Consider the following 14,229-nt stretch of genomic DNA (forward strand, 5'->3'; position numbering starts at 1 on the left):
CCTCTCGTCATAACGCTGTCAGCGCATCAGCCCTGGAAACGGGGGAACGCTCCGCGGCCCGCGAACACCGCGGCCTCGCCGAGCTCCTCTTCGATGCGCAGAAGCTGATTGTATTTCGCGACGCGCTCGCTGCGGGCGGGCGCGCCGGTCTTGATCTGACCCGCGTTCACCGCGACCGCGAGATCGGCGATCGTGGTGTCCTCGGTCTCGCCCGAGCGGTGCGACAGCATCGAGCGGTAGCCGTTCTGCGTGGCCAGCGAGATCGCATCGAGGGTCTCGGACAGCGTGCCGATCTGGTTCACCTTGACCAGCAGCGCGTTGGCGACACCGAGGTCGATGCCGCGCTGCAGGCGCTCGGGGTTGGTGACGAACAGGTCGTCGCCGACGAGCTGCACCTTCGTGCCGATCTTGTCGGAGAGGGCCTTCCACGCGTCCCAGTCGTCCTCGGCGAGGGCGTCCTCGATCGTGACGATCGGGTAGTTCGCGACGAGGTCGGCGAAGTAGTCGGTCAGCTGCTCGGCCGACCACGGCTTGCCCTCGACGGTGTAGACGCCGTCCTTGAAGAACTCGGTGGCGGCGACGTCCAGGCCCACGGCGATGTCGCGGCCGGGGGTGAAGCCGGCCTTCTCGATCGCCTGGATGAGGAAGTCCAGGCCCTCGCGGTTGCTGGGGAGATCGGGGGCGAAGCCGCCCTCGTCGCCGAGGCCCGTCGCGAAGCCGGCGGCCTTCAGCTCGCCCTTGAGGACGTGGTAGACCTCGGTGCCCCAGCGCAGCGACTCGGCGTACGTGTCGGCGCCGATCGGGGCGAGGAAGAACTCCTGGAAGTCGATGCCGTTGTCGGCGTGCTCGCCGCCGTTGATGACGTTGAACAGCGGCACGGGCAGCACATGGGCGTTGGGTCCGCCGAGGTAGCGGAACAGCGGCAGGTCGGCCGAGTCCGCGGCCGCCTTGGCGACCGCCAGCGACACGCCGAGGATGGCGTTGGCGCCGGTGCGGGACTTGTTCTCGGTGCCGTCGGTGGCGATGAGGATCTCGTCGATGACGCGCTGCTCGCTCGCCTCGACCCCCTCGATGGCCGGGCCGAGCTCGTCGATGACGGCCGCGACCGCCTTCAGCACGCCCTTGCCGCTGTAGCGGCTCTTGTCGCCGTCGCGCAGCTCGTACGCCTCGAAGGCGCCGGTCGACGCACCCGAGGGAACGGCCGCGCGCTGGACGATGCCGTCGTCCAGCAGCACCTCCACCTCGACGGTCGGGTTTCCGCGCGAGTCGAGGATCTCGCGCGCGCCTACAGCCTCGATCTGTGCCACAGGGGTTTCTCCTTGCTTAGGGTGATTCGCCGGAGCGTCGTCGGTCCGCCCTTCAGCGTAGCGACCGGCACGGTCCGGTGGTGACGGATGCCGCGGCCACAGGCTCGCGTCACACCACGAGTGCGATCGCGATGCCGTCGTATCCCTTCGCGTCGAGCGTCTGGATGGCCGTGGCGTCGAAGCGCGGGTCGCGGCTGAGCATCTCGAGGCCCCGCTGCACGCCGATGACCTGCGGATTCTCGGTCGCCGGATTGGCCACCTCCCCGCCGCGCACCGTGTTGTCGACCAGGACGACGGTGCCCGGCCGGCCGAGACGCGCCGCCCAGTCGAGGTAGATCGTGTTGGATTCCTTGTCGGCATCGATGAAGACGAGGTCGAACGCCCCCTCGCCCTCGAGCGTCGGCAGCACGTCGGCGCCCCGCCCGAGCCGGATGTCGACCCTCTCCCCCACGCCCGCACGGTCGAGGTTGACGCGCGCGATCTCGGCGTTGCGGGGTTCGGCCTCGATCGTCACGACGAGCCCGTCCGGAGGGAGGGCGCGTGCCAGCCAGATCGTCGAGTATGCGCCCAGCGTGCCGATCTCGAGCACACGCCGGGCGCCCGACATGCGCGCGATGAGATGGAGCAGCTTGCCGTTGACCGGCGCGACCTCGATCGCCGGCAGTCCGGCCTCGTTCTGGTCGGCCACCGCGCGTTCGAGCCCGGGGTCGTGCCCGACGAGCAGCTCCGTCAGGTACGCGTCGACGCGGGACCACTTCTCGGGGGTGGGCCAGGTGTCGGGTGCGGGTGCCGCCATGCCTTCAGCCAATCCGGCCGCGGGCCGGGCGTCAAGGCCTGGCGGCCGCCCGGCTCACCAGGGCCTCGAGAAGCGCGGCGCCCGTCGCCGCGTCGTCCACGGTGACCACGAAGCGCGTGCCGCTGCGGCGGAGCACTTCGATCGCCTCGCCGGCGCGCAGCACCACGCCGAAGCGCCCCCCGGTCGACAGGCGCAGGCCCCAGCCGCCGAACTCGCCCATCGGGTTCACGTCGACGCGCGCGGCCGACTCGATGTCGCCCAGCGGCACGTGGTATCGCGGGATGCCGAGCACCGACTCGACGTGCATCCCGCTGTCGTCGACGCGGACGTGGAAGGCGAGGGTGGTCGCGGCGATCGCCAGGAGCAGCACCGCGACTCCGACCAGGAACCACACCAGCAGCGGTTCCGCGCCGGTCACGCCCGCCACCGCGGCCGACAGGGCGATGACGAGCACTCCCGCGAAGATCGCGATCGCCGCGCCCCGGGCGATGCTGGTCGTCCGCATCCAGAGCGCCTGCTCGTGCGCCGACAGGGCGAGCGGGATCGCCGGCGGGGTCACGGCACCCGCCGACTCGCCACGAGGCTGGACGAACCACGCCGCGACGCCGGCGACGGACGCCGCGACGAGCGACGTGACGAGGGCGGGCCACACCGCGGGCGCGTCGGCGGCACTGTCGAGGCCCGCCTGCATCGCGAGCGTCCACGTCAGCGCCACGCTCACCATCGCCGACACCGCGGCGGCCGTGGCGCCCATCAGGCGGTAGGTGGGCCCGTGGTCGCCCCGACGGAGACCGGGGAGGGACGTGAGGGCGATGAGCACCGGCACGCCGAGGCCGAAGACGACGGTAGCGATCGGCTGCGTCCACGCGGGTGCGAACCGGTCCGCCTCGCCCGAGGCGCTCCAATGGACGGCGATCGTGGCGGGCGCCTGGGGCAGCAGCAGCAGCAGCTGCACGGCGACGCCGAGCGCGACGAGCGCGACGGGGAGCCACACGGCGACCAGCATGAATCGTCGCAGGGCGGGGCGGGACGGGGCTGTGCCATCAACGGTCACGGGCGATCTCCTTCACAAGGGCGGCGAGGGCGTCGGGTGAGAGTCCCGCCGCGCGCGCCCGCGCGACGAGGTCGTGGATGTCGTGACGGAGGTCCTCGAGCGTGCTCGCCTGGGAGGTCAGGACGGCGCCCCGACCGCGGCGGAGCTCGACGAGGCCTTCGTCGCGCAGGTCCTGATAGGCGTGCAGCACGGTGTGCACGTTGACCCCGAGGGCGGCGGCGATGTCGCGTGCCGCCGGAAGCCGGTCGCCGGGTCGCACGCGCCCGGCGGCGGCATCCGCCCGCACCGACGCGGCGATCTGCGCGAACAGCGGGGCGTCACTCTCGGGATCGATACGGAGCAGCATGCTGTTAATTCTAGTACCACTAGAACAAGTCGAGATGACATTCGTGGGGTCGGTCCCAGCGCTCGCCGACCGACTCGAGCTCCGCGAGGAGAGCCGGCAGCAGCGCCTCGGCGGTGCGCCGGTACCCCAGTGCGCTCGGATGGAATCTGTCGAGACTGAACATCTCGTCGGGCTGGGTGACGAAGAACGGACCCACCGCGCGCCTCAGCGACACCGGTCGCGCACCGCACCGGGAGGCGGCGTCGGCCTGGGCGTCGGCGAGCTGGCGCGACAGGCGCGAGCCGAGCGCGCGCAGCGGCTGCGGCACCGGTCGCAGCGCCCCCAAGTCGGGGCAGGTCCCGACCACCACCACCGCACCCCGAGCGCGCAGGCGCAGGATCGCGTGTTCCAGGTGCGCGATCGAGGTGGGCACGGGCACGCGGTGGGTGATGTCGTTGCCGCCGACGACGATGACCGCCGCGTCGGGCGCGTAGTCGGCGGGGAGCCCGTCGACCTGCTGGGCGAGCACCGACGACTCCGCGCCGACGATCGCGGCGGTCCGCAGCCGCACCGGACGGCCGAGCTTGCGCGCGACCCCCTTCGCGAGTCGGGCGCCCAAGGTGTCCTTTCGGCGCTCGGCGCCCAGTCCCGCGGCGATCGAGTCGCCGAGCACGACGAGGTCGACCGGCTCGCCGTCGAAGCGCCGCGCCCAGATGCGGTCGGCGTCGAGCGCCTCCTCCCCGAGCGGCTTGCCGATGCGACGGCGGGCGACTGCCGCCTGCCGTGACAGCACCGCGCGGCCTCCGAGCAGCACGAGCCCCGCCCCGATGGCGGCGCCGGCGAACGCGGCGGCGACGGCGCCCGGACCGGCCTGGTGGGTGCGCGGCATGGCGTCATGGCACAGCACCCGCATGAACGGATGCCGTCGCCCCGGTGACGCGGAGATGCCACGCCGGCGCGCTAGGGTTCGGCCGTGGCATCCCCCTCCCTGCAGCGCCGGCTCGGCCTCGGCGACGCTGTGTTCATCGGTCTGGGCTCCATGGTCGGCGCGGGGGTCTTCGCCGTCTGGGGCCCCGCGGCGGATGCCGCGGGCACGGGACTGCTCATCGGGCTCGCGATCGCGGCTCTCGTGGCCTTCGGCAATGCGACGTCGTCGGCGCAGCTCGCCGCGGCGCACCCGACGTCGGGAGGGACCTACGCCTACGGGCGCGCCGAGCTCGGGCCGTGGTGGGGATTCGTCGCCGGCTGGGGCTTCATCATCGGCAAGACCGCCAGCTGCGCGGCGATGGCGCTCACGTTCGCCGCCTATGCCGCGCCGAGCGGCTGGGAGCGACCCGTGGCCATCGGCGCGGTCGTCGTCCTCACCGCCGTGAACTGGTTCGGGGTGACGCGCACCGCGTCCGCCGCCCGCGTGATCGTCGTGATCTCGCTGGGGGCGCTCGCCGCCGCCGTCACCGCCGCCTTCTCCGCGGGCGCCGCTCCCGGGTGGCTCTCGGCCGAGACCCTCTGGACGGGCGGCGCGTACGGCATCCTGCAGTCGGCCGGCCTGCTGTTCTTCGCATTCGCCGGCTACGCGCGCATCGCGACGATGGGCGAGGAGGTCCGCGACCCGCGCCGGGTCATCCCGCGGGCCATCGTGATCGCCTTCGCCATCGCGTTCGCCGTGTACGCCGTGGTCGCGGTGGCGGTGCTCGGCTCCCTCGGTCCGGCCGCCGTCGCGGCGTCGACCGAGCCGGTGGCCGATGCCGCGGCGCGCTCCGGCTGGGCCTGGATCGACACCGCGGTCCGCGTCGGCGCGGCGGCCGCCTCGCTCGGGGCGCTGCTCGCCCTCATCGCCGGCGTCAGCCGGACGACGTTCGCGATGGCCCGGGAGCGGGACCTGCCGCGGTTCCTCGACGGCGTGCACCCCCGCTGGCATGTGCCCCACCATGCCGAGCTCGTCGTGGCCGCGGTCGTGGTGGTGCTGGTCGCGATGGTCGACCTGCGCGGCGCGATCGGGTTCTCGTCGTTCGGCGTGCTGCTGTACTACTTCGTGGCGAACGTCGCGGCCTTGCGTCAGCGCGGCGACGCACGGCGGTATCCGGCAGCCCTGCAGATCCTGGGCGGCGTCGGATGCCTCGTCCTCGCGGTGACGCTCCCCTGGCCGTCCGTGGCCGCGGGAGCGGTCGTCGTCGCCGTCGGCGTCGCCTACCGCGCGCTGCGTCTGCGCTTCGGGCGGGCCTGACCGGCCGGCGTCAGCCCAGCGGCTTCACCTCGAGCGCAGCCGTCGCGGCGCCGGCGCCGACGGTGGCGAACGCCGTGTAGCCGTCCGCCGCCGCGCGCTCCAGCAGCGCCTTGAGGTTCTTCGTGCGCTGCTCGAGGCGCACACGCGATCCCTGACGCACGAGGGCCGCCTTGTGCGCCAGGAGCTCCCCCTCGGGCACGTCGCGGTCATGGACGAGGACGACAGCCGGGGCCGCGGCATCCGTCTGCTCCGCGATGAGGTCCACGATGCGCTCGAAGCCGATCGAGAACCCGACCGCCGGGGCGTCCTGCCCGAGGAAGCGGCCGACCATGCCGTCGTAGCGGCCACCGCCGCCGAGCGAGTACTCCACGGACGGGTGGGCGAGCTCGAAGATCGTTCCGGTGTAGTAGCCCATGCCGCGCACGAGGAAGGGGTCGAACACGACCGGGATGTCCGCGAGACCCTCGTCGCCTGCCGTCGCGCCCGGCGTCGCCGCGCGGGCCGCGGCCACCGCGTGCCCGATGCCGACGAGATCCGCGACGACGTCGTCGGGCGCGCCCTCGGGCAGCGCCTTGCGGATCTGGCGTTCACCGTACGGGTTGTACTCGAGCGTCATCGGGCGGCGCAGGAACGCCTCGAAGGCGTCGACCGCGGCCGGGGACGCCCCGCGGTCGCGCAACTCGGCCACGATCCCCTCGGGGCCCAGCTTGTCGAGCTTGTCGACGGTGATCAGCACGCCCGGACGCTCCTCGACGCCGAATCCGAAGCTGTCCAGCATCCAGTCCAGCACCCGGCGGTCGTTGATGCGCACGCTCCCGCCGTCCAGGCCCATCGCGTCGAGCGTGTCGAGGGTGGCCACGATGAGCTCGGCCTCGGCGCGGGGCGACGGGTCGCCGATGATGTCGATGTCGCACTGCACGAACTGGCGGTAGCGGCCCTTCTGCGGACGCTCCGCGCGCCAGACCGGTGCGATCTGGATGGAGCGGAAGACGGCGGGGAGCTGCCCGCGGTTGGTCGCGTAGAACCGTGCGAGCGGGACCGTGAGGTCATAGCGCAGGCCGAGATCGGTCAGGCTCGCCGGGTCGTCGGCGGCCGCGCGGATCGCCTCGGCGTCGAGCCCCCGCTTGAGCACGTTGTAAGCGAGCTTCTCGTTGTCGCCGCCGATCCCGGCGTGGAGCCGGGAGTACTCCTCCATCACGGGCGTCTCGATCTCGTCGAAGCCGTGCACGCGATAGCGCTCACGGATGACGGCGAGCACACGCTCGCGCCGGGCCTTCTCAGCGGGGAGGAAGTCGCGCATGCCGCGCGGCGGATTGACGGATGCCACGCCCCTATCCTTCCAGGTCGCCCGGGGTGCCCTCGGCGGCGCGGATGTCGTGCTCGAGCCCGCGCAGACGCTCGCGCAGCGCGCGCTCGGCGTCCCACCCGTTGGCGCGCGCCGTCGCCACGAGGGCCAGCAGCGCGTCGCCGAGCTCGGCCTCGGAATCCGGCTCGGACGACCCGGCCGCTGCGGAGACCCCGACCTGCGACCCCTTGGACAGCAGCTTCTGGGCGAGCGCGAGGCTCGGCATCCGCTCGCTCACGCCCTCCAGCACCGAGCGCCGGTGGTGCTTCTCCGCTGCCTTGGCGGCGTTCCAGTGCACGAGCACCTCTTCGGGCGTGGTCGCCACGGCGTCGCCGAAGACGTGCGGGTGGCGTCGCACCATCTTCTCGGTCAGCCCGCGGGCGACGTCGTCGATGTCGAACGGCGCCTCGGGGTCGCGCGAGGCGATCTCGGCGTGGAACAGCACCTGCCACAGCAGGTCGCCCAGCTCTTCGCGCAGCTCGTCGCGGGTGCCGTCCTCCACGGCGTCGATGAGCTCCGCGCTCTCCTCGACGAGGTACGGGACCAGTGCGCGGTGGTCGATCTGCTGCGTCCACACGCAGCGGTCGCGCACCGCGCGCATGACGTCGGCCGCCTCGCGCAGCGGGTCGGACGCGGGACCGGATCCGGCGGTCATGCGATCTGGCCCTCCGTCGCGGCCGGCGGGGGCATCTCATCGCTCGGCGACGCGGACTCCGAGCGGCGGTAGTGCCGCGCCCGCTGGGCAACGAGGACCGCCGCGAGCAGGATCGAGATCATCGATCCGCCCAGCACGCCCAGGGTCGCCTCGTCGCGCAGGAGCGGATCGCCGGAGAAGGCGAGCTCGGACAGCAGCAGCGAGACGGTGAAGCCGATCCCGCCCAGGGCTCCTGCCGCGAGCAGGTCGGCGAAGGACAGATGCGGCGTCGCGCCGCGGTTGCCCACGCGCAGCGAGATCCAGCCCGCGAGGGAGATGCCGATGACCTTGCCGACCGGGAGCGCGACGAGGATGCCCCAGAACGCCGGCGACAGCTGCGACGGAGAGACGGACGGGATGACGACGAGCGCCGCCGAGAACGCGAACAGGGGAAGCACGATGCCGTTCACCCACGGCTCCAGCTCGTGCCGGGTGCGCAGGGCGGGACGCTGCGCCATCGCGAGACCGAGTGCGACGCCGGCGATGGTGGCGTGGACACCCGACAGGTAGACCAGCACCCACGTGGCGATCGCCAGCACGCCGAGCACGATCGCGATCGGCACCTGCGCGCGGGTGTCGAGCCGGCGGCTCAAGAAGCCGAACACGATCACGACCACCGCGGCGAGCGCGAGCAGCCCGACGTTGACGTCCTCGGTGAACAGCACCGCGATGAAGACGATGCCGACGATGTCGTCGAGGATCGCCAGAGCGAGGAGGAAGATGCGGATCCCGGAGGGAAGGCCCCTGCCGAAGACGGCCAGCACGCCGAGGGCGAAGGCGATGTCGGTCGCGGTGGGGATCGGCCACCCGTCGACCGCGTCGGAGCGTGCCGCGAACAGCAGGAACACGCCGATCGGCACGATGACGCCGCCCGCGGCCGCGATCGCCGGCTGCAGCGCCTTGCGCGCCGAATTCAGCTCGCCGTTGGTGAGCTCGTACTGCAGCTCGACGGCCACGATGAAGAAGAAGACGGCCAGGAGCCCGTCCTGCACCCAGTGCCCCACCGACATCTCGAACACGCCCGGAATGCCGACGTAGGCATCCTTGACGGACGCGACCGCGGGTCCGAGCGGCGAGTTGGCGAGCACGAGCGCGAGGATCGCCGCCGCGAGGAGGACGATCGCCGGAAAGCGGGCAGAGCGGAGCAGGGACACACGGGTCCTTTCGTCGATCATCGGGTTCCGGCGCCGAAGCACCGCGCCGACCAGACTTCCCGGCACACCAGGGGCCCAGTCTATCCGGACGGCGCCCGGCGGCCTTCGTCACACAGCGTCCCGCGTGACGTCGCCGAAACGACGCGCCGTTAGCCTGGAGGGATGCGCGAACTCACCCACACCGAAGCGATCGACCTCGTCGGACGATTCGAGGCGGAGCAGGCGATTCCCGAGAAGATGCGCGGCGACGTGCGCATGCTCGGCACGCTGCTGGGGCAGGTCCTGCGCGAGAGCGGCTCGCCCGGGCTGTACGAGGACGTGGAGCGACTGCGCACCGCGACCATCCAGGCCTACACCGATGAGACGCCGGAGGCCTTCGCCCGCGCCGCCGAGATCGCCGAGTCCTTCACGATCGCCCGCGCCGACGAGGTCGCCCGGGCGTTCACGGCGTACTTCCACCTCGTGAACCTGGCCGAGGAGCACCAGCGCGTGCGTGTCCTCCGCGAGCGCGACGGGCGCCCCGACCGCGAGCAGGCCACGGACTCCGTCGCCGCGGCCTTCGTGCGCCTGGCCGCCGAGGTCGGCGACGACACCGCGCTGCAGCGCCTCCAGGCCATGCGCTTCCACCCGGTCTTCACGGCCCACCCCACCGAGGCGCGCCGTCGGGCGGTGTCGTCGAGCATCCGGCGGCTCGCCGCCCTGCTCGAGGAGCACGATGCGTCCCTGCGCAACGGCGCGGACGAGCGGCGGGCGGAGCGGCGCATGCTGGAGGAGATCGACACGCTCTGGCGCACCGCTCCGCTGCGCCCCGAGAAGCCCTCGCCGACCGACGAGGTGCGCGCGGTGATGGCCGTCTTCGACGAGACGCTCTACACCGCCGTGCCCCACGTGTACCGCCGCGTCGACGACGCGCTGCAGGGTCCCGCCGCCGGAGGCCGCGCCCCCGTCGTGCGCTCCTTCGTGCGCGTCGGCTCGTGGGTCGGCGGCGACCGCGACGGCAACCCGTTCGTGACGGCATCCGTCACCCGCAAGGCATCCGCGATCGCCAGCGAGCACGTGCTGCTCGGTCTGGAGCGCACCGCGAGCCGCATCGGGCGGACGCTGACGCTGGATGCCTCCACCACGCCGCCGAGCGACGCGCTGGTCGCCCTGTGGCAGCGCATGAAGGCCGCCGACGAGGACGCGGCGAAGGAGATCGCCAAGCGATCGCCTGACGAGCCGCACCGCCGCATCCTGCTGCTCATCGCCCGGAAGATCGAGGCGACGCGTCAGCGCGACGCCGACCTCGCCTACCGGGATCCGGAGCACCTCCTCGCCGATCTGCGGGTGGTCCAGGACTCGCTCGTGCAGGCGGGCGCGCCCCGTCAGGCGTACGGGCACCTGCAGCAGCTGCTGTGGCAGGTCGAGACGTACGGGTTCCACCTGACCGAGCTCGAGGTGCGTCAGCACTCGGCCGTGCACGCCAAGGTGCTGGCGGAACTCGAAGCGGGCGGCCCGCTCAGCGAGCAGGCCGAGGAGGTGCTCGACGTGATCCGGAGCGTCGGGTTCCTGCAGGAGCGCTACGGCCCGCGAGCGGCCGGACGGTACATCGTGTCGTTCACGCAGTCGGCGGACGACCTCGCGGCGGTCCACAAGCTCGCCCGCTTCGCCGTCGGACCTGACGGCACGCCGCCGGTGCTCGACGTGATCCCATTGTTCGAGACCTTCGCCGACCTGCAGGCGGCGCCCGCGATCCTCGCAGAGATCGTGCAGCACCCCGAGTTCGCCGCGCGTCTGGATGCCACCGGCCGGCGCCTGGAGGTCATGCTCGGCTACTCGGACTCGTCGAAGGACGTCGGACCGGTCGCCGCGAACCTCGCGCTGTACGAGGCGCAGGCGAAGATCGCCGCGTGGGCGGACGAGAACGGCATCGAGCTGACCCTGTTCCACGGCCGAGGCGGAGCCCTCGGACGCGGCGGCGGGCCTGCGAACTCCGCGATCCTCGCGCAGCCGCCCCACTCGGTGGACGGTCGATTCAAGCTCACCGAGCAGGGCGAGGTCATCTTCGCCCGCTACGGCGATCCCGCCATCGCGATGCGCCACATCGACCAGGTGGCCGCGGCCATCCTGCTGGCATCCGCGCCGTCCAACGAGCAGCGCAACAGGGCGGCGGCGGACGAGTTCGCCGCCGTCGCGGCGACGATGGACGAGGCATCCCGCGAGCGCTTCTTCTCGCTCGTGAAGGCACCCGGCTTCGCGCCCTGGTTCGCCCGCGTCACCCCGATGGAGGAGATCGGCCACCTCGCGCTCGGCTCGCGTCCCGCGCGGCGCGGGCTCTCCGTCGAGTCCCTCGAGGACCTGCGCGCGATCCCGTGGGTGTTCGCGTGGACCCAGGCCCGCATCAACCTCGCCGGCTGGTTCGGGCTGGGCACGGCCCTCGACCGCGTCGGCGACGAGGAGCTGCTGCAGCGGGCCTACCGGGAGTGGCCGCTCTTCCGCACCCTGATCGACAACGTCGCCATGAGCCTGGCCAAGACCGACGACCGCATCGCCCGCCACTACCTCGAGCTCGGCGACCGCGACGACCTCGCCGCCCTCGTGCGCGACGAGATGAGGCTCACGCGGGACTGGGTGATCCGGGTCACCGGCGGCACCGAGCTGCTCGGCAACAAGCCCGTCCTCCAGCGCGCGGTCAAGATGCGCAGCCCCTACGTGGACGCGCTGTCGCTGCTGCAGCTGCGCGCCCTGCGGGCGCTGCGCGCCGCACCCGAGGGGGCACCCGTCGATCCCGAGCTCCAGCGCCTCCTGCTGTTGTCTGTCTCGGGCGTGGCCGCAGGCCTCCAGAACACCGGCTGAGCACGCGCTCGCGCGTCAGGGCTGCCCGTCCTCGGCGGCCGGCGCCTCGCCCGCCGTGCCTTTCGGTGCGTAGCGGCCGAGCCGGACGTCGACCGCCGCGGCGGCGGTGCGGGCGCTGGGACCGTATCCGACGACGACGGCGATGAAGCGGTCCGCCGCCAGCCCCTTGAGCGCGAGGGCCGTGCGCGCCACGACGGTCGCCGTGCGCCGGGTGCGTCGCAGGAGTGCGATCTCGCCGAACCCCTCCCCCTCCCCCAGCGTCGCCACCACGCGATCGTCGCCGATCACGTCCGCCTCACCGGACGCGATGACGTAATAGCGGTCGCCGACGTCCCCGGCCACGAACACCGCCCGCCCGGCGGGCACGTCGACCGGCTCGAGCCCCCGCGCCAGCTGCTCGATCGCCGGAAGCGGCAGGGGCTGGAGCATCGGCACCCGCTGCAGCAGGGCGACGTCGGCATCCAGCGCGCCGACCGCGCCGTCCAGCCGGCGCAGGCGCCACCACGAGAGCATCGCCAGCACCGGGCAGATGAGGCCGATGCCGATGAGGGCGGGCTCCAGGCCGAGCCAGGCGATGAGTGCCGAGGCCAGGATCGATCCCACGCCGATCGAGATGACGACCAGGCTCTCGAGCACGCCGAAGATGCGGGCCATGACCTCGTCGGGGGCGAGTCGGCCGATGAGCGTGAACCCCGCCAGATCGATCAGCGCGTTCCCGACGCCGACGAACGAGAGCAGCAGCAGCGCGGCCGCCTGCCCGGGGAACACGCCGACCAGCGCGATCGGCAGACCCCACAGCGCGACCCCCACCGCGAACCACGCGCCGAGTCGTCCGGTGCCGACCAGCAGCGAGGCGCACAGCGACCCCACGACTGCGCCCACGCCCACGGCAGCCATCAATGCGCCGGCGCCCGACTCGCCCATGCCCAGCAGCTCGATCGCGACGACGACCGAGAACACCGTGAGCGCGCCGCGCGTCAGCGCCTGAGCGGCCGCGAGGCCGAGGATGAGCAGGAGGTCGCGGCTGCGCACGACGGCGCGAAGGCCGTCGATCGCCTCCCGCATCAGGTCGGGTCGCGGCGCCGGTGGCCGCGGGGGCGCGTCGTAGCGGACACGAAGCAGCAGGACTGCCGCCCAGAAGGAGGCCGCCGCCGCGACCGCGAACACGATCGACACGTCGGCGACCGCCAGCAGGACCGCCGCGATCAGCGGTCCGATGAGCGTCGCGACGGAGTCGAGCAGACCCCGAACCACGTTCGCGCTCGCGAGTTCGTGCCCGGTGCGCGACAGCGTCGGCAGCAGCGCGGAGTGGGCCGGGCGGAAGAGGGTCGCCGCGATCGTGGACAGCACGGCCAGCGCGTAGACGACGAGGACCGGGCCGGCGAGGACGACCACCGCCGCGGCGACAGCGGTCGCCGCCCCGCGCAGGAGCGAGACCGTCACGAGCACCCGCTCCCGCCGTCCGCGGTCGGCGAAGGGCGACAGGATCGGCGCCAGGAGGGCCGACGGAAGCATGCGCAGGAGGCCGACCAATCCCAGCGCAAGCGCGCCGCCGTCGTTGTAGGCCACGATTCCCAGCGCGACGGTGAAGGCCCACTCCGCCGTCCAGGCGCCGAGGAAGCTCAGCTGGGCGCGGCGCAGATTGGGGTTGCGCCAGTTGCTCGAGAAGGCCCCCGCAGCCTGTTCGAGCTTCGATCGGGTCCCCAGAAGGCCCATGGACCGACCCTAGATGCTCCCGCGAGCGCCCACCAGGGTCCCGAGGTCGCTTCGCGCAACGCCGGCGGGGCCGGCCCGGCCGGAGGAGGCGACGGGCTCGCGTCAGTCCAGCCGGCGGTCGTCGGCGTGGCGGGCGAGGCTGCGTCCGTAGCGCTCGGTGAGCTGCACCATGAGGTCGGGCGTCTCGCGGTCGAGGCCGAAGACGTAGCCCGGGAAGTCGAGCTCCCGCTGCGCGGCCCAGATCTCCTCGTGCCGGTCCGGCGAGAGGATCTGCACCGGATGTCCGACCGCGACCCATCCGATCGGCACGGTGGAGTCGGGCGGCAGCGTCGTCCGCAGGTGCACCACGGCGTTGATGCGCACCTCGCTGCGCGCTCCCACGTACGCGCCGTTGAACACCCGCGTGCCGGTGGCGAGGAAGACCTCCTCCTCCACCACCGCTCCAGAGATGCTCGCCATCGGCCCGACGAGGACGTGGTCGGCGATGTGCACGGGGTTGGTGGCGGTCGCCCGGATGAGCGCGTTCTCCATCACGATGACGTTCGACCCGAGCGTGATCGCGCCGCCCTCCGCGGTGACGACCGCGCCGTGCAGGATCTGGCAGTCGGGTCCGATCACGACGTCGCCGCTGATCACCGCCGTCGGGGCGACCACCGCGTCGGGATGGATCCGGGGCGTGACCCCGAGGTGCTCGAATCGCATCATGCCTCCTCGCCTCCGCTGCCGTGCATCATCGGCGCCGGCGCGGCTCGGTTCACAGCGTAGTGCGATGCCGCGGC

General features: G+C 72.7%; 12 protein-coding genes. 2 read left to right on the plus strand and 10 right to left on the minus strand.

The window, feature by feature from the left end; translation table 11 throughout:
• Window positions 1-26: 26 nt before the first annotated feature.
• The 5 genes from eno to V6R91_RS18865 form a co-directional block, all read right to left on the minus strand.
• Window positions 27-1,307, minus strand: coding sequence for a phosphopyruvate hydratase (eno, locus tag V6R91_RS18845; protein ID WP_336396452.1), 1,281 nt, complete (start codon window positions 1,305-1,307; stop codon window positions 27-29).
• 109 nt (window positions 1,308-1,416) lie between these two features.
• Window positions 1,417-2,103, minus strand: coding sequence for an O-methyltransferase (locus V6R91_RS18850; protein ID WP_336396453.1), 687 nt, complete (start codon window positions 2,101-2,103; stop codon window positions 1,417-1,419).
• A 31-nt stretch (window positions 2,104-2,134) separates the two neighbouring features.
• Window positions 2,135-3,157, minus strand: a complete 1,023-nt coding sequence (locus tag V6R91_RS18855; RefSeq protein ID WP_336396454.1) for a DUF1648 domain-containing protein — start codon at window positions 3,155-3,157, stop codon at window positions 2,135-2,137.
• Complete coding sequence (locus tag V6R91_RS18860; protein ID WP_336396455.1) at window positions 3,147-3,503, minus strand: GntR family transcriptional regulator; 357 nt, start codon at window positions 3,501-3,503, stop codon at window positions 3,147-3,149. The genes V6R91_RS18855 and V6R91_RS18860 overlap by 11 nt, the downstream gene beginning before the upstream one ends.
• 19 nt (window positions 3,504-3,522) lie before the next feature.
• Entirely contained in the window at window positions 3,523-4,371 is an 849-nt protein-coding gene (locus tag V6R91_RS18865; RefSeq protein WP_336396456.1) for an SGNH/GDSL hydrolase family protein, read from the minus strand.
• 84 nt (window positions 4,372-4,455) lie between these two features.
• Here V6R91_RS18865 and V6R91_RS18870 point away from each other — a divergent pair, with 84 nt between their 5' ends.
• The gene (locus V6R91_RS18870) at window positions 4,456-5,706 is read left to right on the plus strand and encodes an APC family permease (protein WP_336396457.1); all 1,251 of its coding nucleotides are present in this window, start codon (window positions 4,456-4,458) and stop codon (window positions 5,704-5,706) included.
• A gap of 10 nt (window positions 5,707-5,716) precedes the next feature.
• Here the strand turns inward: V6R91_RS18870 and hisS are convergent, their stop codons facing one another.
• From hisS to nhaA, 3 genes are read right to left on the minus strand one after another with little or no spacing between them, the layout of a single operon-like run.
• Window positions 5,717-7,006 carry a histidine--tRNA ligase gene (gene hisS / locus V6R91_RS18875; RefSeq protein WP_336396765.1) on the minus strand — a complete coding sequence of 430 codons (1,290 nt, stop codon included), beginning with the start codon at window positions 7,004-7,006 and terminating at the stop codon, window positions 5,717-5,719.
• A 31-nt stretch (window positions 7,007-7,037) separates the two neighbouring features.
• Window positions 7,038-7,706 carry a MazG family protein gene (locus V6R91_RS18880; RefSeq protein WP_336396458.1) on the minus strand — a complete coding sequence of 223 codons (669 nt, stop codon included), beginning with the start codon at window positions 7,704-7,706 and terminating at the stop codon, window positions 7,038-7,040.
• On the minus strand, window positions 7,703-8,899 hold the full coding sequence (gene nhaA, locus V6R91_RS18885) for a Na+/H+ antiporter NhaA (RefSeq protein ID WP_336396459.1): 1,197 nt from the start codon (window positions 8,897-8,899) through the stop codon (window positions 7,703-7,705). The genes V6R91_RS18880 and nhaA overlap by 4 nt, the downstream gene beginning before the upstream one ends.
• A 162-nt stretch (window positions 8,900-9,061) precedes the next feature.
• Between nhaA and V6R91_RS18890 the strand changes: the two genes are divergently transcribed.
• Entirely contained in the window at window positions 9,062-11,734 is a 2,673-nt protein-coding gene (locus V6R91_RS18890) for a phosphoenolpyruvate carboxylase (protein ID WP_336396460.1), read from the plus strand.
• 15 nt (window positions 11,735-11,749) lie between these two features.
• Here the strand turns inward: V6R91_RS18890 and V6R91_RS18895 are convergent, their stop codons facing one another.
• Both V6R91_RS18895 and V6R91_RS18900 read right to left on the minus strand, forming a co-directional pair.
• A complete protein-coding gene (locus V6R91_RS18895; protein WP_336396461.1) occupies window positions 11,750-13,450 on the minus strand; it encodes an MFS transporter in 1,701 nt (566 codons plus the stop codon).
• Between the two features lie 102 nt (window positions 13,451-13,552).
• Window positions 13,553-14,152, minus strand: coding sequence for a gamma carbonic anhydrase family protein (locus V6R91_RS18900; RefSeq protein ID WP_336396766.1), 600 nt, complete (start codon window positions 14,150-14,152; stop codon window positions 13,553-13,555).
• Window positions 14,153-14,229: the final 77 nt, after the last annotated feature.

This window comes from Microbacterium sp. CCNWLW41 (assembly GCF_037083505.1).

Coding starts and splice junctions, on each gene's coding strand:
- V6R91_RS18880 (WP_336396458.1), bottom strand. CDS start 7,706: ATGACCGCCGGATCCGGTCCCGCGTCCGACCCGCTGCGCGAGGCGGCC.
- hisS (WP_336396765.1), bottom strand. CDS start 7,006: ATGCGCGACTTCCTCCCCGCTGAGAAGGCCCGGCGCGAGCGTGTGCTC.
- V6R91_RS18890 (WP_336396460.1), top strand. CDS start 9,062: ATGCGCGAACTCACCCACACCGAAGCGATCGACCTCGTCGGACGATTC.
- V6R91_RS18895 (WP_336396461.1), bottom strand. CDS start 13,450: ATGGGCCTTCTGGGGACCCGATCGAAGCTCGAACAGGCTGCGGGGGCC.
- V6R91_RS18865 (WP_336396456.1), bottom strand. CDS start 4,371: ATGCCGCGCACCCACCAGGCCGGTCCGGGCGCCGTCGCCGCCGCGTTC.
- V6R91_RS18860 (WP_336396455.1), bottom strand. CDS start 3,503: ATGCTGCTCCGTATCGATCCCGAGAGTGACGCCCCGCTGTTCGCGCAG.
- V6R91_RS18850 (WP_336396453.1), bottom strand. CDS start 2,103: ATGGCGGCACCCGCACCCGACACCTGGCCCACCCCCGAGAAGTGGTCC.
- V6R91_RS18900 (WP_336396766.1), bottom strand. CDS start 14,152: ATGCGATTCGAGCACCTCGGGGTCACGCCCCGGATCCATCCCGACGCG.